22 protein-coding genes and 1 pseudogene are annotated in these 24,717 nt (G+C 65.7%); 18 read left to right on the forward strand and 5 right to left on the reverse strand.

Annotation, left to right across the window (positions count from 1 at the left end; genetic code table 11):
* Nucleotides 1-34 precede the first annotated feature (34 nt).
* Both QU595_RS19730 and gndA read left to right on the forward strand, forming a co-directional pair.
* Nucleotides 35-1,705 (forward strand): copper resistance CopC/CopD family protein, encoded by a 1,671-nt coding sequence (locus tag QU595_RS19730; RefSeq protein WP_315925032.1) that lies wholly within the window; start codon nt 35-37, stop codon nt 1,703-1,705.
* 78 nt (nt 1,706-1,783) lie between these two features.
* The gene (gene gndA, locus QU595_RS19735; RefSeq protein WP_315925034.1) at nt 1,784-3,202 is read left to right on the forward strand and encodes an NADP-dependent phosphogluconate dehydrogenase; all 1,419 of its coding nucleotides are present in this window, start codon (nt 1,784-1,786) and stop codon (nt 3,200-3,202) included.
* 30 nt (nt 3,203-3,232) lie between these two features.
* On the opposite strand, the gene QU595_RS19740 is transcribed toward gndA, so the two are convergent.
* A complete protein-coding gene (locus tag QU595_RS19740) occupies nt 3,233-3,508 on the reverse strand; it encodes a hypothetical protein (protein WP_315925036.1) in 276 nt (91 codons plus the stop codon).
* Nucleotides 3,509-3,697: 189 nt separating this feature from the next.
* Here QU595_RS19740 and QU595_RS19745 point away from each other — a divergent pair, with 189 nt between their 5' ends.
* The 4 genes from QU595_RS19745 (at nt 3,698) to QU595_RS19760 (ending at nt 8,050) form a co-directional block, all read left to right on the forward strand.
* The gene (locus QU595_RS19745) at nt 3,698-4,444 is read left to right on the forward strand and encodes a sugar phosphate isomerase/epimerase (RefSeq protein ID WP_315925698.1); all 747 of its coding nucleotides are present in this window, start codon (nt 3,698-3,700) and stop codon (nt 4,442-4,444) included.
* Between the two features lie 10 nt (nt 4,445-4,454).
* Entirely contained in the window at nt 4,455-5,594 is a 1,140-nt protein-coding gene (locus QU595_RS19750) for a Gfo/Idh/MocA family oxidoreductase (protein ID WP_315925038.1), read from the forward strand.
* Between the two features lie 153 nt (nt 5,595-5,747).
* Nucleotides 5,748-6,794, forward strand: coding sequence for an L-glyceraldehyde 3-phosphate reductase (gene mgrA, locus QU595_RS19755; RefSeq protein WP_315925700.1), 1,047 nt, complete (start codon nt 5,748-5,750; stop codon nt 6,792-6,794).
* A gap of 167 nt (nt 6,795-6,961) precedes the next feature.
* Nucleotides 6,962-8,050 (forward strand): glycosyltransferase, encoded by a 1,089-nt coding sequence (locus QU595_RS19760; protein ID WP_315925040.1) that lies wholly within the window; start codon nt 6,962-6,964, stop codon nt 8,048-8,050.
* 18 nt (nt 8,051-8,068) lie between these two features.
* Here the strand turns inward: QU595_RS19760 and QU595_RS19765 are convergent, their stop codons facing one another.
* Nucleotides 8,069-9,106, reverse strand: coding sequence for a glycosyltransferase family 2 protein (locus QU595_RS19765; RefSeq protein ID WP_315925042.1), 1,038 nt, complete (start codon nt 9,104-9,106; stop codon nt 8,069-8,071).
* A gap of 90 nt (nt 9,107-9,196) precedes the next feature.
* Here QU595_RS19765 and QU595_RS19770 point away from each other — a divergent pair, with 90 nt between their 5' ends.
* From QU595_RS19770 to QU595_RS19800, 7 genes are all read left to right on the forward strand, one after another.
* A complete protein-coding gene (locus QU595_RS19770) occupies nt 9,197-10,474 on the forward strand; it encodes a glycosyltransferase family 2 protein (protein ID WP_315925045.1) in 1,278 nt (425 codons plus the stop codon).
* 125 nt (nt 10,475-10,599) lie between these two features.
* Complete coding sequence (locus tag QU595_RS19775; protein ID WP_315925046.1) at nt 10,600-11,112, forward strand: acyltransferase; 513 nt, start codon at nt 10,600-10,602, stop codon at nt 11,110-11,112.
* A gap of 2 nt (nt 11,113-11,114) precedes the next feature.
* Entirely contained in the window at nt 11,115-12,152 is a 1,038-nt protein-coding gene (locus QU595_RS19780) for a Gfo/Idh/MocA family oxidoreductase (protein ID WP_315925047.1), read from the forward strand.
* The gene (locus QU595_RS19785; protein ID WP_315925049.1) at nt 12,149-13,255 is read left to right on the forward strand and encodes a DegT/DnrJ/EryC1/StrS family aminotransferase; all 1,107 of its coding nucleotides are present in this window, start codon (nt 12,149-12,151) and stop codon (nt 13,253-13,255) included. The genes QU595_RS19780 and QU595_RS19785 overlap by 4 nt, the downstream gene beginning before the upstream one ends.
* Nucleotides 13,245-13,973 carry an acyltransferase gene (locus QU595_RS19790; RefSeq protein ID WP_315925051.1) on the forward strand — a complete coding sequence of 243 codons (729 nt, stop codon included), beginning with the start codon at nt 13,245-13,247 and terminating at the stop codon, nt 13,971-13,973. Before QU595_RS19785 ends, QU595_RS19790 begins: the two co-directional genes overlap by 11 nt.
* Nucleotides 13,970-14,944 (forward strand): NAD-dependent epimerase/dehydratase family protein, encoded by a 975-nt coding sequence (locus QU595_RS19795; RefSeq protein WP_315925053.1) that lies wholly within the window; start codon nt 13,970-13,972, stop codon nt 14,942-14,944. The genes QU595_RS19790 and QU595_RS19795 overlap by 4 nt, the downstream gene beginning before the upstream one ends.
* Nucleotides 14,941-16,113, forward strand: a complete 1,173-nt coding sequence (locus QU595_RS19800; RefSeq protein WP_315925055.1) for a DegT/DnrJ/EryC1/StrS family aminotransferase — start codon at nt 14,941-14,943, stop codon at nt 16,111-16,113. The genes QU595_RS19795 and QU595_RS19800 overlap by 4 nt, the downstream gene beginning before the upstream one ends.
* A gap of 30 nt (nt 16,114-16,143) precedes the next feature.
* Here QU595_RS19800 and QU595_RS19805 read toward each other — a convergent pair whose 3' ends face one another.
* From QU595_RS19805 to rfbA, 3 genes and pseudogenes are all read right to left on the reverse strand, one after another.
* Complete coding sequence (locus QU595_RS19805) at nt 16,144-17,673, reverse strand: O-antigen translocase (protein WP_315925057.1); 1,530 nt, start codon at nt 17,671-17,673, stop codon at nt 16,144-16,146.
* 25 nt (nt 17,674-17,698) lie between these two features.
* Nucleotides 17,699-19,003: a polysaccharide biosynthesis/export family protein gene (locus tag QU595_RS19810; RefSeq protein ID WP_315925059.1), complete on the reverse strand. Its 1,305-nt coding sequence runs from the start codon at nt 19,001-19,003 to the stop codon at nt 17,699-17,701.
* Nucleotides 19,004-19,330: 327 nt separating this feature from the next.
* Nucleotides 19,331-20,197 (reverse strand): annotated as a pseudogene (gene rfbA / locus QU595_RS19815) (glucose-1-phosphate thymidylyltransferase RfbA); the annotation flags it as partial.
* Nucleotides 20,198-20,622: 425 nt separating this feature from the next.
* Here rfbA and QU595_RS19820 point away from each other — a divergent pair.
* From QU595_RS19820 to QU595_RS19840, 5 genes are read left to right on the forward strand one after another with little or no spacing between them, the layout of a single operon-like run.
* Nucleotides 20,623-21,390 carry a response regulator transcription factor gene (locus QU595_RS19820; RefSeq protein ID WP_315925061.1) on the forward strand — a complete coding sequence of 256 codons (768 nt, stop codon included), beginning with the start codon at nt 20,623-20,625 and terminating at the stop codon, nt 21,388-21,390.
* A complete protein-coding gene (gene rfbC, locus QU595_RS19825; protein ID WP_315925062.1) occupies nt 21,387-21,959 on the forward strand; it encodes a dTDP-4-dehydrorhamnose 3,5-epimerase in 573 nt (190 codons plus the stop codon). The genes QU595_RS19820 and rfbC overlap by 4 nt, the downstream gene beginning before the upstream one ends.
* 2 nt (nt 21,960-21,961) lie before the next feature.
* Nucleotides 21,962-23,002, forward strand: a complete 1,041-nt coding sequence (rfbB, locus tag QU595_RS19830; RefSeq protein ID WP_315925063.1) for a dTDP-glucose 4,6-dehydratase — start codon at nt 21,962-21,964, stop codon at nt 23,000-23,002.
* Complete coding sequence (gene rfbD, locus QU595_RS19835) at nt 22,999-23,856, forward strand: dTDP-4-dehydrorhamnose reductase (protein ID WP_315925065.1); 858 nt, start codon at nt 22,999-23,001, stop codon at nt 23,854-23,856. Before rfbB ends, rfbD begins: the two co-directional genes overlap by 4 nt.
* 24 nt (nt 23,857-23,880) lie before the next feature.
* The gene (locus QU595_RS19840; RefSeq protein ID WP_315925067.1) at nt 23,881-24,615 is read left to right on the forward strand and encodes a Crp/Fnr family transcriptional regulator; all 735 of its coding nucleotides are present in this window, start codon (nt 23,881-23,883) and stop codon (nt 24,613-24,615) included.
* The last annotated feature ends 102 nt before the right edge of the window (nt 24,616-24,717 follow it).

The raw sequence follows: 24,717 nt of genomic DNA on the forward strand, positions 1-24,717 counted from the left end.
CGGACCGGCGCGCCGTCTTCACCTGTGGGCGGCGATGGAACAGGACACCGAAAGACCGGTCATTGGGACACGCGGGCAGTTGTCCGGGCAGCGCTGGTGGCGGTGCCATCGGCTCGCTCATGCCCTGCTGTTCTTCGCATTGGCGCTGCCGGCGCTATTCGTTCTGCCGAACGCCGCATTCGCACATGCCGCGCTGATCGCCACGCAGCCCGACGATGGCGCCGTGCTGGCGGAAAGCCCCAGGCGATTTTCGCTGCAATTCAGCGAGCCGGTTTCGCCGCTGGTGCTCACGCTCGTGCGGCCGGACGGCACGCCTGCGCAGCTTGCCTCCTTCCGGCTCGACGGCCAGACCGTCGATATCGATGCGCCATCCGGCCCCGCAGCCATGGAAAAGGGCTCCTATGTGCTGAGCTGGCGGGTGATCTCGGCCGACGGCCACCCCGTCGCGGGATCGATCCTGTTCTCCATCGGTGCGCCGAGTGCGGCACCGGTCGCGGCCGAAGCGGTCGACTGGGCGTTGCGTTCCGCGATCTGGTTCGTTCGCACCATGCTCTACGCGGCTTTGTTCCTCGGCATCGGCGGCGCGTTCGCCATCGCATGGCTCGGTAACGGGCTGCGCGACGGCTCGCGCGTGGCCGGTCTTCTCATGCTGCTCGGGCTCGTTGCCGCGCCGGTGGCGCTCGGCCTGCAAGGTCTGGACGCGCTCGGCGCTCCGCTGTCGCGCTTCGCCGACCCGGCGATGTGGCGCGCCGGCGGGGCGACGACCTATGGCTGGACGGTGCTGATCGCGCTCATCGCGCTTTTGCTCGGCCTGTCGTCGCTGGCGTTGCCACGGCTTCCGGCCCGGCTGCTTTCGCTCATTGCACTCGGTGGCGTCGGCGCGGCGTTGGCCGCCAGCGGCCACGCCAGCGCGGCGGAGCCGCAATGGCTGACGCGGCCCATGGTGTTCCTGCACGCGGCCGGCATCGCCTTCTGGACCGGGGCGCTGATGCCGCTGGGACTGACCATGAAGCGCCGAGGAGCTGCCGCAACACCGGTGCTCCTGCGCTTTTCAAGCGCGATCCTTCCGGTTGCCGCCGTGTTCGTCCTTGCCGGCATCGTGCTTGCCGTCATCCAGGTGCAGACGCCGGCAGCGCTCCTCGACACGGCCTATGGGAAGCTGCTTCTGGCCAAGCTTGCGCTGCTCGCCGTGCTTTTCGTCATCGCCGCCTGGAACCGCTGGCGGCTTACCCGCCCTGCGGAAGCCGGCGATGCCGAGGCGCAGGGAAAGCTGGTGCGTTCGATCGTCGTGGAAATGCTCCTGGTACTGGCAATCTTCGGCGTGGTGGCCGGCTGGCGCTTCACGCCGCCGCCGCGAGCGCTGGCCATCGCCGCGGCCCAGCCGGCTTCGACCCACATCCACACACTGAAGGCGATGGCCGACCTGTCGATCAGCCCCGGCCATGCCGGCCCCGTCACGGCGTCCATCGTGGTCATGACCGGTGATTTCGGTCCGCTTCCCGCCAAGGAGGTCACGCTGGAGCTGTCGAAGCCGGATGCGGGCATCGGTCCGCTCAAGCGGCCGGCGCGGAAGATGGATGACGGCACATGGCGCGTGGAGGACCTGGTCGTTCCCGTTCCGGGACGCTGGGTGGCACGCATCGATATCCTGATCTCGGATTTCGACATGGCCGAGATCGAGGGGCCGATCGACATAAGGCCGTGAAGCGCCTTTCGCCGTTGACGAAGCGGGTGGCCGGGCCGATCATCGGCCGCTGGCGGTGCAGGCAAAGGATCGGAAAAAATGGAAAAAGCCGAAATCGGCCTGATCGGCCTCGGCACGATGGGCTCCAGCCTGGCGCTCAACATCGCCGAAAAGGGCCATCGCATCGCCGTGTTCAATCGCACGGTCTCGCGGGTGGATACGTTCAAGGCGGAAGCCGGACCGCTCGCAGACCGCATCGTGCCCTGCCACAGCCTTGCCGAACTCGCCGAAGCCATCCGGCCGCCGCGTCCGGTCATCATCATGGTGGTGGCCGGCAAACCGGTGGACGAACAGATCGCCGCGCTACGCGAAATGCTGTCGGCCGGCGACATCGTCATCGACGCCGGCAACGCCAATTTCCACGACACCGTCCGCCGCTTCAACGAACTGGAAGGATCGGGGCTCGCCTTCATCGGCATGGGCGTGTCCGGCGGGAAGGAGGGCGCGCGCCATGGGCCCTCCATCATGGCGGGCGGCACCGAGGAATCGTGGCGGCGGGTGGAAAACGTGCTCACCGCCATCTCGGCCAAGTTCAAGGGCGAGCCCTGCGCGGCATGGCTCGGCCCGGACGGTGCCGGCCACTTCGTCAAGACCATCCACAACAGCATCGAATATGCCGACATGCAGATGATCGCCGAAATCTACGGCATCCTGCGCGACGGGCTCGGCATGGGCGCCAAGGAGATCGCGCCGATCTTCGCCGGCTGGACCGAGGGCAGGCTGAATTCCTACCTCATCGAGATCGCTGCCAGGGTGCTGGGGGCCGACGACGCCAAGACCGGCGAACCGGTGGTGGACATCATACTCGACCGTGCCGGCCAGAAGGGTACCGGCAAATGGTCGGTGATCGAAGCGCAGCAACTGGGCATCCCGGCAACGGCGATCGAGGCCGCGGTGGCCGCGCGCGTGCTCTCTTCCATGAAGGGCGAGCGGCTGGCCGCCGAAAACGCCTATGGCAGGAACGTTTCGAGGATTTCCGAGCCGAAGAAGGCGCTGCTGAAGCATCTGGAGCTCGGGCTGCTCGCCGGCAAGATCGCGGCCTACGCGCAAGGCTTCGCGGTGATGGCCGGTGCCTCTAAGCCGTTCGGCTGGAACCTGCCGCTGCCGACGATCGCCAGGATCTGGAGGGCCGGCTGCATCATCCGCTCGCAGATGCTCGACCAGATGGCCGAGGCCTTCGGCAAGGACGCTGCGACCACCAATCTTCTCATGGCGCCGACCTTCGTCAGGATGATGAACGAGGCGCATCCGTCGTTGCGCCGCATCGTCGCCGTGGCCGCCGAAGCCGGCCTGCCGGTGCCGGCGCTGTCGTCCGCGCTGGCTTATTTCGACGCCTACCGGCAGGGGCGCGGCACCTCGAACCTCATTCAGGCGCAGCGCGATTTCTTCGGCGCGCACGGCTTCGAACGCATCGATACGCCCGGCGCGCATCACGGGCCCTGGGGCCATGACCAATAGATACCGGACAGGTGACGCGCTTCGGCCGCGTCACTTCATCTGGCCAACCATGCGCGTGAGCGCCGAGAAAGAGGGCAGGTCCGCTTCCGGCTGGCACTGGTTGGCAAGCTGCAGCAGCCGGATCGGGAAGACGATGGCCTCGCGATTGGCCGGCGGTATCTCGTTCGAGCGGCTTTCGCGGGTTTCGGCCTCACGCAGGGCTGCGTCGATCTCCTGCATCGATACCAGGCCTTTCTGAACCAGCAGATGGTTCATCGCGGCGATGGCCATCACAAGGCCCTCGAGTTGCAGATTGGCGACGTTCATGGGTCGGCTCCTTCTGGATCGTTCTCAACGCGTGACCATTCCGGGGTCAGGACCTGTCAAGCTGGGCGAAATGGCCGGCGTCAGCCATGGCACCTGTCAACAGGTCCTGACACTAGACCGAGATGACGTCGTGCGGAATCGCCGTCTTGTTCAAGCTCTTGTTTTTGGAGCATGATCCTGTCCGAAAAGATGAACTGGTCATTCCAACTCTACAGCGCCCGGAATTTCCTCCCCTGGGACAAGGTGCTGAAAATGCTCGGCGAAACCGGTTACCGCCAAGTCGAGGGTTTCGGCGGTGTCTATGACGATCCGCGATCCTTCCGGGCCGAGTTGGACAGGAACGGCCTGTCCATGCCGACCGCGCATTTTTCCATCGAGGCGCTCGAGGGCGACTTCGACGGCGTGCGGCGCGTGGCCGATGCATTGGGGGTCGGGCTGCTGGTCTGTCCGTATCTGGAACCCGACGCGCGGCCCGCCGATGGGGCCGGCTGGCGCGGCTTCGGCGAGCGGCTGGCCAAGGCTGGCGAAGCGGCGCAGAAGGCCGGTTACGGCTTTGCCTGGCACAACCACGATTTCGAGTTCAAGCCGCTGCCCGACGGCTCGATGCCGCTGGAGCACATATTGTCGGCGGCGCCGGACATCGGGTGGGAGATCGACGTGGCCTGGCTGGTGCGCGGTGGCGCGGACCCGCTGTCGTGGATCGATCGCCATGGCCGGCGCATCGCGGCCGTGCATGTGAAGGATATCGCCAGGCCGGGTGAAGGGGCCGACGAGGACGGCTGGTCGGATGTCGGCCATGGCATCCTCGACTGGGCGAGGCTGTTGAAGCTGCTGAGGGCGAAGACGCCGGCCAGACACTTCATCCTGGAACAGGACAATCCCAACGACGTCGAGCGCTTCGCGCGTCGGTCCATCGCGGCGGTCAAGGCCTGTTAGGAGGGGGCATATGGCGCGGAAACTGGGGATCGGCGTGATCGGCTGCGGCAATATCTCGGCCACTTATTTCAGCCTGGCGCCGATGTTCGGCGGTATCGAGATGCGCGCCTGCGCCGATATCGACATGAAGGCGGCGCAGGCCCGCGCAAGGGCGTTCAACCTTCGTGCCGAAACCGTGGACGGCCTGCTGGCCGCGAAGGACATCGACATCGTCGTCAACCTCACGGTCCCCGCCGCGCATTACGGCGTGTCGAAGAAGGTGCTGGAGGCCGGCAAGCACGTCTATTCGGAAAAGCCCTTCGTGCTGTCGCTGAAGGAGGGGCTGGACCTGAAGAAGCGTGCCGATAGGCAGGGGTTGAGGATCGGCTCCGCGCCGGACAGTTTTCTCGGCGGAGCGCACCAACTGGCTCGCAACCTGATCGATGCCGGCAAACTGGGCGGGATCACCAGCGGCACCTGCTTCGTGATGGGCCACGGCATGGAGCACTGGCATCCGAACCCGGATTTCTTCTTCCAGCCGGGTGCGGGACCGGTGCTCGACATCGGTCCGTACTACATAACGGACCTGATCCAGCTCCTCGGGCCGGTTGCCCGCGTCGCCGCCTTCACTGCCACGCCGGCCAAGGAACGGACCATCCTGTCCAAGCCGCGCAGGGGGCAGAAGATTCCGGTCAACACGCCGACCACCGTCCACGCCATCCTCGAATTCGCCGGCGGCGCGGTGGTGACGCTCGCCGCGAGCTGGGACGTCTGGCTGCATGGCCATGCGCCGATCGAACTTTATGGCGAGGCCGGCACCATGTTCGTGCCCGATCCCAACTTCTTCGGCGGTACGGTCGCCTACACCAAGGCCAGCAAGGCAGCGAAAACGCTGCCGAAATGGGAACACCCCTTCGCCGTCGCGAACGAGAAACACGCGCATGGCATGATGGCCAACTATCGTGCCGCCGGACTTGCCGACATGGCGCTGGCGATCATGGAGGGGCGGCCGCACCGCTGCTCCCTGGAACTGGCGCTGCATGCAGTCGATGTCATGACCGGCATCCTGCGTTCGGGCGAAACCGGCAAGCTTGTCGCCATGCAGACGACCTGCGAGCGGCCGGCAGCGCTCGGTGTCAAGGAAGCGAGGGCGCTGCTGGCGAGAAGGTAGCGCCGCCGCTTTCCCCTTGCGGGGAGTGGCGATATTGTCCTGCTTGACCCGCCGCCATCCTGTTCCGGATTGTCGCTTCGTGGCATGCTTTACGAACCTCCCGACAAGCGGAGGGTGGGCGGTCGCACCGCCTCTACTGCTGAAAGGCCGATGATGTCCTACGTTCCCGCCGAGAACCGCTACGAGAACATGCTCTACAACCGCTGCGGCCGATCGGGGCTGAAGCTGCCGGCGATTTCGCTGGGGTTGTGGCACAATTTCGGCCATGACACGCCGCATCAGACCAAGCAGGCGATCGTTCGCAAGGCGTTCGACCTAGGCATCACCCATTTCGACCTCGCCAACAACTACGGCCCGCCGCCCGGCTCGGCCGAGGAGGCGTTCGGCGAGATGCTGCGCACCGATCTCGCCGGCCATCGCGACGAGCTGATCATCTCCAGCAAGGCGGGCTACGAGATGTGGGCCGGACCCTATGGCGAGTGGGGCAGCCGCAAATATCTGCTCGCCAGCCTCGACCAGAGCCTCAAGCGCATGGGGCTGGACTATGTCGATATCTTCTATTCGCACCGTTTCGACCCCGACACGCCGCTGGAGGAAACCATGGGCGCGCTGGACCATGCGGTGCGCTCCGGCAAAGCGCTCTATGTCGGGATCTCGTCCTACAATTCGCAGCGCACGCGCGAGGCGGCCGACATCCTCAAGCAGCTTGGAACGCCGTGCCTCATCCACCAGCCAAGCTATTCCATGCTCAACCGCTGGGTCGAAGACGACGGCCTGCTCGACACGCTCGAAGGCCTGGGCGTCGGTTCGATCGTGTTCACGCCGCTGGCGCAGGGCATGCTGAGCGACAAATATCTGAAAGGTGTTCCCGAAGGCAGCCGGGCGAGCCAGGGCAAGTCGCTCAAGTCCTCGTTCATCAACGAGCAGACCCTCGCCAACATCGCGGCGCTGAACGAGATCGCCCAGCGGCGCGGCCAGACGCTGGCGCAGATGGCGCTGGCCTGGGTGCTGCGCAAGGGCCGCGTCACCTCGGCCCTGATCGGGGCAAGCCGGCCGAAACAGGTCGAGGATTGCGTCGGCGCCCTCAAAAGACTGGATTTCACCGACGCCGAACTGGCCGAAATCGACCAGTATGCCCGCGATGCGAACGTCAATCTGTGGGCCGAGTCCGCGGAAAGGAACGGATTCGCCAGGAAATAAGGCGCATATCCCAACAGGCGGCAGGAGTATCGATCGGCTTAACGGAGTAGGGCCGCCACCCTTGCAGGACGAGGAGCGCGGCTGACACAATTCCGGCGGGCGGCTGCAGGCCGTCAGGCGTCGTTTCGCGCAAAGCGGGGCGGCGAGGCGGAAGGGAAAGGTTGCCGATGATGCTCGCCTTGAGAAGCGATGTCGTCCGGTCGTTCTATCGCAAGATGGCGGATGCGGGCGAGCGCCGCCGCAGGGGCAGGTTCGCCATTGCGGCGACGGAGACGCCGGGGCCTCGGCCGACGATCTATTTCCTGACACCCGACTACCAGATTCCCTCCGGGGGGGTGCGGGTCATCTACCGGCATGTCGATATCCTCAACGCCGCCGGCATGCGCGCCTTCGTCCTGCACTACCGGCCGGGATTCCGCTGCGCTTGGTTCGAGAACGGCACGAAGGTAACCGACCTGCCTTCCACCGTTCTTCATGGCGGCGACCTGCTGGTGGTGCCGGAGGTGGATGTGGACCTGTTGGCGCGGCTGCGGCCCGGCATCCGGCATGTCATCTTCAACCAGAACAGCCACTTCACCTGGCGGCGAAGCGCGGACGTCGCCCGGTTCTACGCTCCCAGGCCGGATCTGGCGGGCGTGGTAGCGGTTTCGCGGCACAATCAGCAGATGCTGCGCGACGCGTTTCCGGGCTGCGAGGTCGGCCGCGTCCGTCTCGGCATAGATCCGGACCTGTTCCGCGCCGGCGACCTGCCAAGGCCCCGTCGCATTTCCTACATGCTGCGGCGTGACCGCGGCGATGCTTGGCAGGTTCTCCAGATGCTGCGCGGCAAAGGGATGTTCGAGGGATGGGAAGTGGCGCCGCTGGCGGGTCTTTCCCAGGCAGAACTCGCGCGGCAGCTGCGCGAGACATCCATTTTCCTCTCCTTCACCTATCAGGAAGGTTTCGGGCTTCCGGCGGCCGAGGCGATGGCTTGCGGCTGCTATGTGATCGGCAATCACGGTTTTGCCGGGCGCGAGTTCTTCCGGCCGGAATTCAGCGCTCCGATCGAGGCGGGAGACGTGCCGGGCTTCGTTCGCGCTGTCGAAACGGCGCTGACGAATGAAGGGCACCAGCCCGGCTGGTGCGCCGAACGGGGCCGGCAGGCGTCCGGATTCATCCGGTCCCGCTATTCGCTGGCACAGGAGCGCGAGGACGTGACGGCGACCTATGCGGCCTTCCTCGACGTCCGCGCGCAGAGGCAGGTCGCGGGCGCCTGATCCGGACGGGCGGGCGCGTCAATAGACCCCCGTCCGCCACCATTTGCGCCAGGCATATCTGTCCTCGACATCCATCAGGCGCGCATGGCCCCTGGCGATGACGGCGGAAAGCGAGCCGCGTTCGGCGCTGCCGTACCGTTCGAGCCGGGACCACATCCTGGTCTTGACGACATCCGGCCAGAGCGAAAGCGCGAATTCGCGATATGGCTCGGCAGGGTCCCTGTCATCACGCCGGGAGGCAAGGGTGCGACAGGCGTGCCGAACCGCGGTCATGGCCAGCGCCCGCTCCGACGTCGCCAGCAGGGAGGAGGCGTCCGGCAGCGCTCCGGCATGGCTTTCGAATGCGGCCAGGAATGCCTCGCGCCGTGCCTTGAGGTCGAACAGGAAGCCGGCATGGACCGTGCGCTGCATGCTGGTGTCGTGGATGCGATAATAAGCCTGCTCGGCCCCGTTGACATGGCCGACATCCGACACCGCCGCGGCGCGTATCCACAATTCCATGTCGCCGGAATGGGGCAGCGAAGGCTTGTAGCCACCGACCTCGTGCTGGACGCTGGTGCGCAATACCGCTTCGGGGTTGACGATGAAGTTCCGTCCCGTGCGGCACATGCGCTCGATCCAGTCGCGTCCCTTCCAGATCGTCCAGCCCTTGTCGTCGCTTCGGGCAGGCGGAAGGGCGCCGCCGCGCCACGGGATCACATAGCCGTAGGCCAGGCCCACCGAAGGATTGTTGTCCATCAGCGCCGCCGCGCGCGCCAGCGAACCCGGAGTCAACAGGTCGTCCGCCGAGAGCAGCACGAAATAGTCCGCCGTCGCCAGGCCTATCCCTTCGTTGTAGGTGGCGATGTGGCCCTTATTGACCTTATGGCGGATGTAGTCGACCCGCGCGTCCTCCATGGCCAGTTGCTGGCATACCTCCGGGGTATTATCCGAAGACTGATCGTCGATAATAAGAAGACGAACGTCTACGCCGGATTGCGTCAGGACGCTTTGTGCAGCCTGATACAAGTATCTTCCATAGTTGTAGCAAGGCATGACCACTTGTACGCTTGCCATCTATCACCTTTACGCAAGAAATTTCGGATTTGCTTTGTCTGTTCGGGAGTATACTTCAGGAACGGATTCCGGCAAGTTCAGCAAATAGGCGTGCCGGAACTGCATCGCGACGGGCAGACGATGAACGAACCAGGCGGGAAGGATCAGGTGCGCAAGGTGAGGCCGCTGCCGAATCCGGACGGAAACGCGACCGTCACGGTGGTCGTCCCCTGCTACAATTATGCGCGGTATCTGCCGCAGGCCGTGGAGAGCGCGCTGTCGCAAGCCGGTGTCGTGGTGGACGTGGTCGTGGTGGACGACTGCTCGGCCGACGAGAGCCTCGATGTCGCCCGTTCGCTCGCCGCGCGTGACGCGCGGGTCAAGGTGATCGCCCATGGATGCAATAGCGGCCCGGTGCAGACCTTCAACGACGGTCTGGAGCAGGCGCGCGGCGAATTCCTGGTCAGGCTCGACGCGGACGATCTGCTGACGCCCGGTTCGCTGGAACGTTCGGTCGCGGTCATGCGCGCGCATCCGTCCGTCGGTCTTGTCTACGGCCATCCGCTGCATTTTTCCGGAACCGGGTTGCCGGTCGCGCGCGGGACGGCGACACGCTGGACGATCTGGCAGGGTCGGCGCTGGCTGGCGGATCGCTGCCGTTCCGGCTTCAACGTCATCACCTCGCCCGAGGCGTTCATGCGCAGGTCGGTGGTGGACAAGGTCGGCGGACAGCAACCGCTGGCGCATACCCACGACATGGAGATGTGGCTGCGCATGTCCGCATTCTCCGACGTCGCCTATATCCATGGCGCGGACCAGGCGTGGCATCGCGATCACGCGGCCAGCCTCTCCGCCCGGAAGGTGGACGGCTACCGCGATCTCGTCGAGCGGCAGTCGGCTTTCGAGGTGCTCTTTTCGGGAACGGCCGGAACCATCCCGGAGGCGCCGCAACTGCGGTCGCTGGCGATGACGGCGATCGCCGCCGCTGCGGTGGAAGCCGCTACGCGCCAATACGACCACCCCCGCCCGAATGCGGAACTCGTGGGGCGATATCGCGGGATCGCGCGATCGGCGGTACCCTGCGTGGAAGCGGTTCCGGGCTGGCGCGGACTGGAGAAACGGATGGCGATGAACCCGGATACGACCTCGCGGCATCCCGTGTTCTTCATGGAGCGCGCCCTGCGCGGCGTCCGAGGTGCCGTGCGGCACAGGAGATGGCATTCGACCGGCGTGTATGAAGCATCTTGCCTGCGGCCCTCCGTTATTGCCGAGGGCTCGCGCGCAAGCGGGATGGTCATCATGCGGAACTGGCGGCGTTGCTACCCCTTTCGGGCAAACTACTACCAAATTTTCCACGCTTTACTCCAGTTTGCAAAGAAACCACGTTAGCCGGGAAGTCAAATTCCAACGCGCAACCAGGGCGCTTTCCCGTCGCCGGCAGCCATGAATGTCGCGAGCGGTGGAACACGCCCCGCGATTGTGGAGCGCGTCGACAAGGGCGGGGAACCGGCAGGATGATCTCATCGGATGTCGAGCTTGAGGAAGGGGTGGTCATCCATCATCCCGACCTGGTCAATCTCTATGGCTGCCGCGTCGGCGCGGGCACGCGCATCGGCACCTTCGTCGAGATCCAGAAGAACGTCGTCGTCGGCCGCGACTGCAAGATCTCCAGCCACTCCTTCCTGTGCGAGGGCGTGACGGTGGAGGACGGCGTCTTCATCGGCCACGGCGTCATGTTCAGCAACGACATCTATCCGCGCGCGCTGACGGCCGACGGCAGGGTGCAGTCGGAAGCCGACTGGTCGGTGATCCAGACGCGGGTCGGGCGCTGCGCCTCCATCGGTTCCAACGCCACCATCCTGCCGGGCCTCACCATCGGCGAGGGCGCGCTGGTGGGAGCCGGCGCCGTGGTGACGCGGGACGTGCCGCCCTACACGACGGTGGCCGGCGTGCCGGCCCGAATTCTCGACCGGCTTTCGCATGCCGGCAATGGAACGGCCAGGCAAGCCGGCCGGGCGAGGGGTTGAACATGATCGGGGTGGCGGTGGTCGGCTACGGCTATTGGGGTCCGAACCTGGTGCGCAATTTCTGCGAGACGCCGGGTGTGCGGCTGATTTCGGTGTGCGACCTGCGGCCGGAACGGCTGGAGGCGGTGAAGGCGCGCTACCCGGCCGTGGAGATCACCGACGATTTCGAAAGCGTTCTGCATGACCCACGCGTCGATGCGGTCGCCATCGCCACGCCGGTCTTCGCGCATTACCGGCTGACGATGAGCGCGCTGATGGCCGGCAAGCACGTCTTCGTGGAAAAGCCGATGGCGGCGACCGCCGAAGAGGCGCGGCGCATGACCGAGGAAGCGGCCCGGCGCGGGCTGGTGCTCGCGGTCGACCACACCTTCGTGCACACGGGCGCGGTGCGCAAGATGCGCGAACTGGCCGAAGGCGGGCTTGGCGAAATCTACTATTACGACTCCGTGCGGGTGAATCTCGGCCTGTTCCAGCACGATGTCAGCGTCATCTGGGACCTTGCCGTGCACGACCTGTCGATCATGGATTTCGTGCTCAACGAGAAGCCGGTGGCGGTGTCGGCGACCGGCATGAACCATGTCGCCGGCGAGCCGGAGAACATCGCCTATCTGAACCTGTTCTTCGACAGCAAGATGATCGCGCATATCCATGTGAACTGGCTGGCGCCGGTGAAGGTGCGGCGCACTTTGCTCGGCGGGTCGAGCAAGATGGTCGTTTATGACGATCTCGAACCCAGCGAGAAGATCAAGGTCTACGACAAGGGCATCACCCTCAACGGCAATCCGAAGAAGAACGGCGAGAAGGTTTACCAGATGCTGGTGGGCTACCGCACCGGCGATATGTGGGCGCCCCAGCTCGACATGACAGAGGCGCTGGGGCGCGAACTGCGCGAATTCGCCGGTTGCATCGAGAATGGCGGCGTGCCGACGGCGGACGGCCATGCCGGGCTGCGCGTCGTGCGCATCCTGGAAGCCGCCACGCAATCGCTGGCGCAGCGCGGCCGGGTGATCGAACTTGAACAGGCGAGGCGCATCGCATGATCCCGTTCCTCGATCTCAAGGCGCAATATGCGAGCATAAAGAGCGAGGTGGATGCCGCGGTGCTCAGCGTGCTGGGGTCCGCCCAATATGTGCTGGGCGAGGAAGTGGCGGCGTTCGAACGCGAGTTCGCCGACTATTGCACCACCGACCAGGCGGTCGCGGTCAATACCGGCACCAGCGCGCTGCATCTGGCGCTTCTGGCCCTCGGCATCGGGCCGGGCGACGAGGTGGTCACCGTGCCCTTCACCTTCGTGGCGACGGCGGCGGCCGTCTGCTACGCCGGCGCGCGGCCGGTCTTCGTAGATGTCGATCCGCTCACGCTGACCATGGATGCGCGGCAGCTCGAAGCCGCCATCACGGAGCGCACCCGCGCCATCATGCCCGTGCATCTCTACGGACAGATGGCCGACATGGACGCGATCATGGCGATCGCCCGCCGCCACGACCTTCCGGTCATCGAAGATGCCTGCCAGGCGCATGGCGCGGAATATTTCGGCCGGCGGGCGGGCAGCATCGGCGACATCGGCTGTTTCTCGTTCTATCCCGGCAAGAATCTCGGCGCCTGCGGCGAGGGCGGCATCGCCGTCACCAATGACGAGGCATTGGCCGCCAAGATGCGCATGCTGCGCGACTGGGGGCAGGAACAGCGCTACCACCACGTCGTAAGGGGCTTCAACTACCGCATGGACGGCATCCAGGGTGCGATCCTGCGGGTGAAGCTGAGGTATCTGGAAGACTGGACGGAGGCGCGCCGCACGCATGCGCGCCGCTATTCGGCGCTGCTGGCAGGCTCGCCCACCGTGAAGCTGCCCCGCGAAGCGGCAGGGCGTCGCCACGTCTATCACATCTACGCGGTGCGCTCCCCGGACCGCGAAAGGTTGCGTCACGCGTTGCAGGCAGAAGGCATCCAGAGCGGCCTGCATTATCCCATCCCCGTGCATCTGCAGAAGGCATATGCCGACCTGGGCCATCGCGCGGGCGACTTCCCGGTCTCCGAGGCGGCGGCGCAGGAGGTGCTGTCGCTGCCGCTCTATCCCGAAATGACCGCAGCGCAAGTCGAACGCGTGGCGGCGACCTTGGAGATGGAGGCCTATGCCGGCTGAAGCTCAGCAGGGAGCACGCATCGTGCGGGCCGTGCACGGGCTGCGTGAGGCGGCATCCGATCCCGCTTACGAGGCGGGGCTCTCCGATGCGCTCAAATCCGCCTATGGAACCGCCGGCCTGACGGAACTCTACGGCCGCTTCAGTGCGGGCGACGGGTTTCTCGACGGGCTGATGCGTCGTGCGGTCTGGCGGGCGCTCGCCCGCCGCTGCGGGGCCGGCTTGCAGGTCGGCGCCGGCGCGCGTTTCCGCCATGCGGAGACGTTCGAGATCGGCGACCGCGTGTTCGTCGGGGCGCAGGCCGACATACAGGGCCGTCATGACGGCACCTGCGTCATCGGCGACAATGTCTGGATCGGGCCGCAAGCCTTCATCGATGCCCGCGACGTGGTTTTCGAGGACTATGTCGGCTGGGGTCCGGGCGCCAAGCTGCTGGGGTCCACTCATACGGGGATGCCGCACGACGTTCCGATCGTGCAGACCGACCTGGAGATCAAGCCGGTGCGGATCGGCGCATGGGCCGATATCGGCACCAATGCCACGATCCTGCCGGGCGTGACCGTGGGCAAGGGCGCCATCGTGGGCGCGGGCGCGGTGGTGGTCGAGGACGTTCCGGATTTCGCGATCGTGGCCGGCGTGCCGGCCCGGTTCCTGCGCTGGCGGGACGACAGGCATCAATCGGCCGCGAACGACGGCGGCGTCAACGGGGGCAATCCATGAAAGGCAAGCGCATCCTGATCACCGGAGGTGCCGGATTGATCGGCTCCCATATCGCGGAATTCGCCGCGCCCGACCAGCCGGCCGAGATCGTCGTGCTCGACAACTTCGTGCGCGGGCGCATGCAGAACCTGGAAGCGGCCATGGCGCGGTTTCCGGTCCGCGTGGTGGAAGGCGACATCCGCGACACGGCGCTGCTTGCCGAGCTCATGCAGGGCATGGACGTCGTCTTCCATCAGGCGGCCATCCGCATCACCCAATGCGCGGAGGAGCCGCGGCTGGCCTTCGACGTGCTGGCCGGCGGCACCTTCAACGTGCTGGAGGCGGCGGTGGCGGCGGGCGTGTCCAAGGTCGTTGCGGCCTCTTCCGCTTCCGTGCTCGGTCTTGCCGAAAGCTTCCCGACCACGGAGGCGCACCATCCCTACAACAACCGCACCATCTACGGCGCGGCCAAGACCTTCAACGAAGGACTGCTGCGCAGCTTCGCCGACATGTACGGCCTGCGCTATGTGGCGCTGCGCTATTTCAACGTCTACGGCCCGCGCATGGACATTCACGGGGTCTACACCGAGGTGCTGATCCGCTGGATGGAGCGTATCGCCGCCGGCCAGCCGCCGGTCGTCCATGGCGACGGCACCCAGACCATGGACTTCGTGCACGTGCACGACATCGCCCGCGCCAACATCCTGGCCGCGAAATCGGACGTCACCGACGAAGTGTTCAACGTGGCGAGCGGCACCGAGACCTCGCTGAACGACCTCGCCGCCGCGCTCACCCGCGTGATGGGTTCCTCCGTGCAGACCGAGCATGTCGAGGCGCGCAAGGTGAACCCTGTGTCGCGGCGGCTGGCCGACATTTCCAAGGCCCGCGAGATGCTGGGCTTCGAAGCCGGGATTTCCCTGGATGAAGGGCTGCGCGACCTCGTCGCCTGGTGGCGGCAGGAACGGGCCCGCGATCGGGAGGCCGCGGCATGAACGTGCCCTATCGAATCCCGGTTGCGAAGCCGCTGCTGGACGAACGGGAGGCGGACGCTGCGCGGCGCGTGATCCTGTCCGGCTGGGTCACCCAGGGGCCGGAGGTGGCGGCCTTCGAGCGCGAGTTCGCCGCCTTCGTCGGGGCGCCTTACGCCTGCGCCGTCTCCAATTGCACGACCGCGCTGCATCTGGCGCTGAAGGCGATCGGCGTCGGGCTGGATGACGAGGTCATCACGGTCAGCCATTCCTTCATCGCCACCGCCAATGCGGTCCGCTATTGCGGCGCAATCCCCGTCTTCGTGGACATCGAGGCGGACGGCTACAACATCGATCCCGCTCTGGTCGAGGCCGCAATCACGCGCCGCACGAAGGCGATCCTGTGCGTGCACCAGCTCGGCATGCCGTGCGACCTCGCCCGCGTCGTCGAGATCGGCCGTCGCCACGGCATTCCCGTCGTCGAGGATGCCGCCTGCGCCTCGGGCAGCGAGATCCTGTGGGACGGGCGATGGGAGAAGATCGGCGCGCCACATGGCGACATCGCCTGTTTCTCGTTCCATCCACGCAAGGTGGTCACGACCGGCGACGGCGGCATGCTGACGACGCGCAATCCCGATCATGACGCCAGGTTCAGGCTCTGGCGGCAGCACGGCATGAGCGTGCCGGACACGGTGCGGCACGGCTCGGCGCAGGTCATCTACGAAGCCTACCCCGAACTGGGCTACAACTATCGCATGACCGACGTGCAGGCGGCGATCGGCCGGGTGCAGCTCCAACGGCTGCCGGAAATCGTTGCCGCGCGGCGCGAGATCGCGCGGGGCTATGCGCTCCGCTTGCAGGGCATCGCCGGCGTTTTGGTTCCGCACGAGCCCGACTGGGCGCGCAGCAACTGGCAGAGCTATTGCATCCGCCTGGTCGGCGCCGATCAGCGCAAGGTGATGCAGGCCCTGCTGGATCGCGGCATCTCCACCCGGCGCGGCATCATGAACGCGCATCTGGAAGGCGCCTATCTCAACCGCGACTGTTCCGTTCCCGGCTCGAGCCTCGAACGCAGCGAAGCGGCGCAATGCAACTCGATCATCCTGCCGCTTTCGGTCCAGATGAGCGACGCCGAACTGGACTATGTCGCCGAGACGCTGGGCGATGTGCTCGGGCGGCGCGCCGCCGCCTGAGCCGTTCTTCCGCCGAAAATCCTTAGCCCTTCAGCTCTTTTTCGGAACCCAGGCCCGCAGAGGCGCGGGCAGGGCGTCCGCCGGCAGCAGTCGCACCAGCATGCGCAGCGAGTGGAGCCCCGTGGCGACGGTCACCGCCAGGCCGAACATGGTGGCCTGCAGTTGCGACAGCAGCAGGAAGGCCGCGAACACGGCGGCCGCGGCCGGCAGGAAGACGAGCGCCAGCCGCAGATTGGCGGCCGACCAGCGGAAGCCGGTCATGCGACGCACGATCGCGTAGACCAGCAGGCCGTGCCAGACATAGAGGCAGAAGAAAGCCGCGCCTGCCCCCGCCACGCCGAAGCGCTTGGTGAGCAGCCAGGCAAGACCGACATGCACCACGCCCGCGGCGATTTCCGTCGCCAGCAGCGCCAAGCGGGCGCCCTTTGCGAGGATGATGTAGCCGATCGGCCAGGAGACGATACGCAGCATCATGCCCAGGCAGATCCAGCGCAACACCTCCACCGCTTCGTGGAACTGGGACGAATAGAACAACGCGACGACCAGAGGCGTGACGGTCAACGTGGCCACCAGGCCCGGGCCGGCAAGCAGCATGCCGATCTGCGCCTGCTCGTTGACCAGGCGGTTGCAGGTGTCGGCGTCGTTGCAAACGGCCGTGAGGCGCGGGTAGAAGTCGGCGCCCATCGCCTGAAGGATGAAGCCGGCATACATGCCGCCCAGCGTCCACGCCGCCTGGTAGAAGCCGGCCGCGGCGATGCCTTCGTAATGCACGACGATAAGGCGGATCAGATAGGCCGAACCGACAGACACGAGGCCGCTTGCCATCAGGGCAAGGCCGAGCTTGACCAGTTCGGATGATTCCCTGCCGGTTTCCCGAAGGCCGACGGCGCGCGTTCCGATGTCGACGCGCCTTGCGTAGACCCAGGAGACGACGAGCGTCACCGCTGCGCCGGCGACCAGCGACGGCACGATGCCGTTCTTGCCGAAGAAAAAGAGCATGGGAATGGTGAGGAGCGTGGCAAGGAAGGCGCCCAGCGTGTTGACGCGGGCCAGATCCGCTATCCGTCGAAGTCCCTGGAGGAGAGCCACCTGTCCGCCGCTGACCAGCCGAAACAAGATTGCGATCGCGACCAGGGCTACCCCGGCCGCATGGGCGGTGTCGCCGAAGGTCAATCGCGCTACGGGGGCCGACACGGCGCACAGCAGCAGAAATCCTGCAAGGCCGAGCACGATCGAGACACGCCGCACCACGATGGTGGTGACGGTTATACGCGATCGATCGCCGGTGGCGGCCGCTTCGGCGACCTGGCGCACCGCGCTCGAATTGACCCCGAGCCCGGCAACCGCCTGCGTGAGATCGAGAACGGAATTGTAGAGGCCCATCAGGCCGAAGCCTTCCGGTCCGAGCAGCATCGCCGCTGCCTTGTTGCGCACGATGGAGAACAGGATGTTGATGGCGGTGGAGCCGCCGATCAGCAAGGTCGACTTCAGAATCTGGATGTAGGAAGCGTGGCCGGAGGCCGTGGGTGCCGAAGCCGACAGGTCGGATGCCGCGCTCATGCCGGTCGCGCCGCGTGCGACCGCGTCACTGGCTGGCTTCCTGGCCGGTGCCCGCCTCCGCCTGAGCCGGGGCAGGTGTCGCGTCCGGCGCGGCGGGGTTCGAAACCGGTCGATCCAGCCGCACTCTCAGCACGTCGCCGGGCACGAGCACGGTGAGTTCCGTCGCGGCAATCTCGGTTTCCTTCCCATTGTCGGAACGGAGCACCGACAGATGCATGCCGTTGTCATCTTCCGCGCCCGCGCCGCCGGACGACAGCTGGTCGAGCAGAAGCTTCTGGGAAGCGGCCTGCTTGATCCCCAGTTCTCCTTGCCTGGCCTGTTCCTGCTGCAACTCGGTCGCCACCTCGGTCTGGTGCCTGTCCTGGATGCCTTCGAGGTCGCGCGTCGCCTGCGCGATGTTCTGGCGCGCACGCATGATGGCGGTCACCTGGTCGAGCCGGTCCGCCTGCAAGGAGGCGAGAAGACGCTCCAGGTCCGACTTGCGCGACACCACCGCTATGCCCTTCTGGACCAGCATGGTCACGCCCGTCAGCTCTTGCTTGGTGTTTTCGATGCCGACGTCGGCAGCCTTGATCTTCTCCTGCAAAACGTTGATTTCCGCGTTGAGGAGGTCGCGAAGGTCGTTGAGCGTCTTGGTCTGGCGCTCGATCTCCTTCGCCCGGGTGGTGAAGATGAGACGCTCCTGCGCGGCGATCTGGGCAAACGTCTTCGGGTCGGCGCCGTCGGCCTGCACGGCGCGGAAGTCCGGCTCCGCCGCGCCGGCCATCTCGGCCTCGAGGCGGGCGATCTTGACCTTGCCGCGCAGGATCTGCTCCGCGGTCGCCTTCATGCCGGCGACGAGCTGGATTTCGGCCGCCCGCCCGCCCATGCTGCGCAACGGCCCGCCGCTCAACGCCAGCGCCTGAAGCGCGGTGATGCCGTCGCGGAACCGGTATTCGCCGGGCTTGGTGACGTCGCCCACGATATAGAGCGGCGGATATTCGACGATGTCCACGGTCGTGTCGGGCTTGTCCACGAGGCCCATCTTGGCCTTGAGGCGGGTGGCGATCTCGGTGGCGAGGCCGGCACTGTCCAGGTTGGTCACCGAAAGAGAGCCGATGACCGGCAATTGCACGGTGCCGGATCGGGAGACGACGAATTCGCCGCCGAGCGCCTGCCAATCCTGGTATTCGCCCTTGGTGGGCATCCACTGCACCACCGTCAGCTTGATCTTGGTCTGCGGCTGCAAAGTCGCTTCGTTCGCCTGCGCCGGCGCGACCGGCGCCAATTGCATCATGACGGCCGCCACTCCGCCGAGCCACGCCAGGAAGAATTTGCGCCTTGGGTCCATGATCGCCTCGGTCACCGAATGCAAGTTCTTGCCGTTTCAACCGCCGATGCCGCGCGCAGGCGCCTGCAGGCAGCGGATGGTGCGGTGCTCATGCTGCGTGTCCGGCGCTCGGCTGAAAAGAGCGCAAGCGGTCTGCCGACATCATCCATTGTGCGGAAGCCCGTGCAGCTTGCCGCCGGATGCCGGCTTCGACGGGTGACGAAGCGCGGGGCGATTGCCGTTGATCTCCGCCAAGGGGTGCAAGGACGGCGCAAAAGCGGGAAGCGGGTTCGCCTTGGCTACGCCATTCGCGGTAGGCTCCGGCACGTGAACCTGAACCGGGTTCCCGTCCTCGACCAGGCGGCGCAGATAGGTCGCATAGGCCGTCTTGCCCAGCGTATCTGCCCGCGCCAGCATCTGTGCGGCGCTGAGCCAGCCGTTTGCCAGCGCGATCTCCTCGGGACATGCGATCTGGACGCCTTGGCGTTTCTCGACGGCGCGCACGAAAGAAGACGCGTCGTAGAGGCTTTCGCAGGTGCCGGTGTCGAGCCAGGCGTGGCCGCGCCCCAGCTTCTCCACGCGAAGATCGCCGCGCCTGAGATAGACGTTGTTGACGTCCGTGATCTCCAGTTCACCGCGTTTGGACGGCTTCAGCGAAGCGGCGATGTCGATGACGTCTTTGTCGTAGAAATAAAGCCCGGTCACGGCCCAGTTCGAGCGCGGCCGGGCCGGCTTCTCGTCTATGGCAAGCGGCAGGCCGGACTTGCGGTCGAAGGTCAGCACCCCGTAGCGCTGCGGCTCCTCGACGTGATAGGCAAAGACCGTGGCCCCGCTCTCGCGCCTGGCAGCGGCGCGGCAGGCGTCCGGCAGCGCATGGCCGAAGAAGAGATTGTCGCCGAGGATCATGGCGACGCTGTCGCCGCCGATGAATTCGCGCCCGATGAGGAAGGCTTCGGCGAGGCCGTTGGGGTTCGGCTGCTCGCGATAGGAAAGCGATATGCCGAAATCAGACCCGTCGCCGAGCAGCGCCTGGAAGCTCGGCAGGTCGCGCGGCGTGGAGATGATGAGAATGTCGCGGATATCCGCCAGCATGAGCACGCTCAGCGGATAGAAGATCATCGGCTTGTCGTAGATGGGCAGGATCTGCTTGGAAACCGCGATGGTGAGCGGATAGAGCCTCGTCCCGCTGCCGCCTGCCAGAATGATGCCCTTCACCGCCACCCCCTGATCTCGATACGGGAAACCGACGAGGGCCCCGAACCTGAATTTTCGCAGCCAGTGTGCGGAATTATCCCGGGGCTGGTAAGTGGAAGCGGCCCGCGCGCGGCTTATCCAAATTGCGAATGCGGGCCGGGAACGGTCTCGCCAGGGCTCAGGCGGAGTAGCCGGGATGCGCCGTTTGGTGGCGTCGTATAGACCGAACGGAAGAGCATTTACCGTCGCCGGCTCCTACATTCGAAGCTGGCAGGCGAATAAAAATCACTTTCCCGTCATCGTAAGGCTTTGCCCTTCCTCTCTATTGTTCCGTCGCCGTTACGGAATGGCCGAAATATCCTTCTGCGATCGGTGTTCCTGTCTGAACAGGTTCGCCGTGTCCAAAAAAGGCCTGGCAGCAGAAGCTACGACTGAAGGGGGTCGGCTTGGATTCCAGAGCGGGAACTGCGACCGCGAATGGCGGCATAGGCAAGGCACGCCGCACCATCGTACTCGTGGCATCGCCGGACGCGGTGTCTGAAAGCCTGTTGCGGGCGCTTGAGAGCGAGTATCCGTGGATCGTCGTCGAGAAGGTTGCTTCCGTCGAGGAGGCCTTCGTCGAATTTACCTATCCGGTGGCGCTGCTTCTTGTCGGCGCCGCCTTCGTGGACCAGGTGGAAATGGTGGCGCCGGAACTGATGCGGCTGCATCCGGCAGCGACCGCGGCGCTCATCATGCCGGACTATCCGGACCCCATGCTGGAGTTCCCGCGTCTCCTGGAGCATCGGCTCGTGCGGGCCGCATTGCCGATGAACGTGAAGCTCGACGTCTGGCTCTGCGTGGTCGATCTGCTCCTGCGCGGCGGCGACTACCTGCCGGCAGCGCTGTTCCACTCCTATGCCAAGAATATCGCCAGGGGCGGCGGCCCGCAGCCGAACGCAAGCACCGCCTTGGTGCCGGTGCCATCGCAACTGCCCGAACTGACGGCGCGCGAAGTGCAGATCCTGGAACTGGTGTCGCGCGGGCTCCAGAACAAGACGATCGCGGCCGAACTCGGCCTGTCGGAGCACACGGTCAAGATCCATCTGCACAACATCATCAGCAAGCTCGGCACGCACAACCGGACCGAAGCGGCAGCCCGCTTCCGCGACCATCAGGCAAGCCTGGCGCCACGGCCGCCGAGCCGGCCGTCCTATCCGTCAGGTGTGCGATGAAGGTCGAGAGCCTCGGCATCGACGGCCCGTTGCTGATCCGCGCGACGCATTTCGCCGATGCGCGCGGCTTCTTCTGCGAAACCTGGAACCGCCGGCAGTTCCTCGAACACGGGATCGACGTCGAATTCGTCCAGGATAACATGTCTCTTTCCAGCCGCCCGGGCACGGTGCGCGGCCTGCACTACCAGGCGCCGCCGCATGCGCAGGCCAAACTGGTGCGCGTCAGCCGCGGGCGCATCTTCGACGTGGCTGTCGATTTCCGTGCGGGCTCGCCCACGCTCGGCCGATGGGCCGGTGCGGAACTGTCGGCCGAAAACGGCGACCAGCTGTTCATTCCGCGAGGGTTTCTGCACGGTTTCGTGACGCGCGAGCCGGACACCGAAGTCGTCTACAAATGTTCCGACTATTATGCACCGGCCTGCGAAGGCTCCGTGCGCTTCGACGATCCCGATCTCGGCATCGATTGGGGAATTTCGGCTGCCGATGCCGTGTTGTCGGACAAAGACGCCAGGGCTCCCGGTTTCCGGCAGGCCTTGTTGCGCCCGCTTCCGCTTTCCCGGAGTGCCTGACCATGCGAATCCTCGTGACCGGCGGGTGCGGCTTCATAGGCTCGGCGGTCGTGCGGCTGGCGATTGCAAACGGCCATCATGTGGTGAATGTCGACGCGCTCACCTATGCCGCCTGCCCGGCAAACGTCGCCGAAGTCGAACGCGCCTTCGGCTATCGCTTCGAGCACGCGGACGTCCGCGACCGGCCGGCACTGGACCGCATCTTCGAGCGCTGGCAGCCGGACGCCGTCATGCATCTGGCGGCGGAAAGCCATGTCGACCGCTCCATCGACGGTCCGGCGGCATTCGTCACCACCAATGTGCTGGGCACGTTCTGCCTGCTCGAGGCCGCCCGCAACTATTGGGAGGCGAAGGGACGTCCTCCGGCCTTCCGTTTCCACCACGTCTCCACCGACGAGGTCTATGGTTCGCTCGGGCCCGAAGGAGCCTTCAGCGAGGACACGCCCTATGCGCCGCGCAGCCCCTATTCGGCCTCGAAAGCCGGTTCCGACCACCTTGTGAGCGCGTGGCACGAGACCTACGGGCTGCCGACGCTCATCTCCAACTGTTCGAACAATTACGGGCCGTTCCAGTTTCCCGAAAAGCTCATACCGGTCGTCATCCTCAACGCGCTGGCAGGGGCGCCCATCCCTGTCTACGGCAAGGGGGAGAACGTCCGCGACTGGCTCTATGTCGAGGATCACGCACGGGCCCTGCTGCACGTGCTGCAGCAGGGGCAGGCTGGGCGCAGCTACAACATCGGCGGCAACAGTTGCGTGCGCAACATCGACCTCGTGCGCGCGATCTGCTCGGTGCTGGACCGCCGGCGTCCCGCCGCGGCGCCATATGCGCAGGCCATCCGCTTCGTGACCGACCGGCCCGGCCACGATCTGCGTTACGCGGTGGACCAGACCCGCATCCGTACCGAACTGGGCTGGCAGCCTTCGATCGCGCTGGACGAAGGACTGGAAAGGACCGTCGCCTGGTATCTGGAGAACGAAGACTGGTGGCGCGCGCTCCAGGACCGGGAAGGGGTAGGGCGCCGATTGGGAGCGATGCGGTGAAGGTGCTGGTCTTCGGCAAGACCGGGCAGGTGGCCCGCGCGATCAGCGCACGGGCACCGAAGGACGTGACGGTACGCGCGCTGGGACGGGACGAGGCCGATCTGGCCGATCCCGCCGCCTGCGCGCGGCTCGTCGAGACGGCGGATGCCGACGTGATCATCAATGCTGCCGCCTACACCAATGTCGATCGCGCGGAGGCGGAGGAAGTGCTTGCGGATGCGGTGAACGCCGCCGCCCCGGCGGCCATGGCGCGCGCGGCAGCCCGGCGCGGGCTGCCTTTCCTGCACATATCCACGGAGTTCGTCTTCGACGGCAGCGGTGACGCGCCGTGGACGCCGCAGTCTCCGACGGGCCCCCTCGGCGCTTATGGCCGCACGAAACGCAAGGGCGAGCTGGGGGTGATCTCCGCGCAGGGAGCGTATGCGGTGCTGCGCACGTCCTGGGTCTTTTCCGATCGCGGCGCCAATTTCGTCAACAAGGTGCTGCAACTGGCGCGGGAGAAGAACCGCCTCAGCATCGTTTGCGACCAGATCGGCGGCCCGACGGCCGCCGCCGACATCGCCGATGCCCTGCTGGCGATGGCCAGGCAGTTCCATGCCGGCAACGCGAAACCGGGCGTCTACCACTTTGCGGGCCAGCCCGACATCAGCCGCGCCGAATTCGCGCGCCATATCCTGCGCAAGGTCGGCCTCGACGCCGTGGTGGAGGATATTCCGACCAGCCGTTTTGTAACGTCAGCACGCCGGCCACTGAACTCGCGCCTCGATTGCGATTCTTTTACTTGGCAGTTTGGTATTTATCGGCCTGATTGGAGTTTATTTATTTCTGACGTGCTAAAGTATCCCGGCGGATAAAACTTTGAATGGCAGTCCTGAGCGATGCAGAGGACTTTGACGGGCGAACCCGATGCTCTGGCTAAGAAACTCGAAGCGTTTCTGCCGACGGCGGTCGAACGGGCATTGCTGAACGAGTTCACCGGCGTGAAGCGCCGCGTCGGGGCGCGCGAGGAACTGGACACCGAGAAAAGCGCCCACACGGCCTATCTGCTCCACCGGGGCTGGGCGTGCGTCTACAAGCTTCTGCCGGACGGGAATCGCCAGATCGTCGACTTTCGCCTGCCCGGCGATTTCGTCGGCCTGATCGGGCTCATGCTGCAAAAGCCGGACCGTCATCTGGAAACGATGACGGAGGCGATCATATCCGAGATCAACGTCAACCGGCTAATGGCCACGATCTACAAGTCTCCCATATTGGGAGAAGGATTGTTGTGGTCGCTGTCGCGCGACGCGGCGATCATGGGCGAGCATATCGTCAATCTCGGGCGGCGGACGGCTCTGGAACGCACTGCGCATCTGATGCTCGAGCTCGGGCAGAGGCTGGCGCAGATCGGGCATTCGTCGCCGACGGCCTACGAGTGCCCGCTGACGCAGAAGGACCTCGCCGACGCGCTGGGCATCACCAATGTCCATCTCAACAGGGTCCTGCGCACCTTGCGGGACGACGAACTCATCACCTTCAACGGCCACGCCGTCACCGTGCACAATCCGCAGGCGCTGGCACGTCTGGCGGGCTTCGATCCGGCCTTCCTGTTCCCTGCCCGCAAGGCGGGTTAGGCGGGCGGGATTACCTCGATAGGATAGGTCGAGCCTGAGGATACGATGCGCCCCGCGGCGCAGGCCGGCCTACACCGGAAGTGCGCGTTGCGCCCTTGCGCG

Source organism: Mesorhizobium sp. SP-1A, from assembly GCF_032460275.1.
GTDB lineage: Bacteria > Pseudomonadota > Alphaproteobacteria > Rhizobiales > Rhizobiaceae > Mesorhizobium.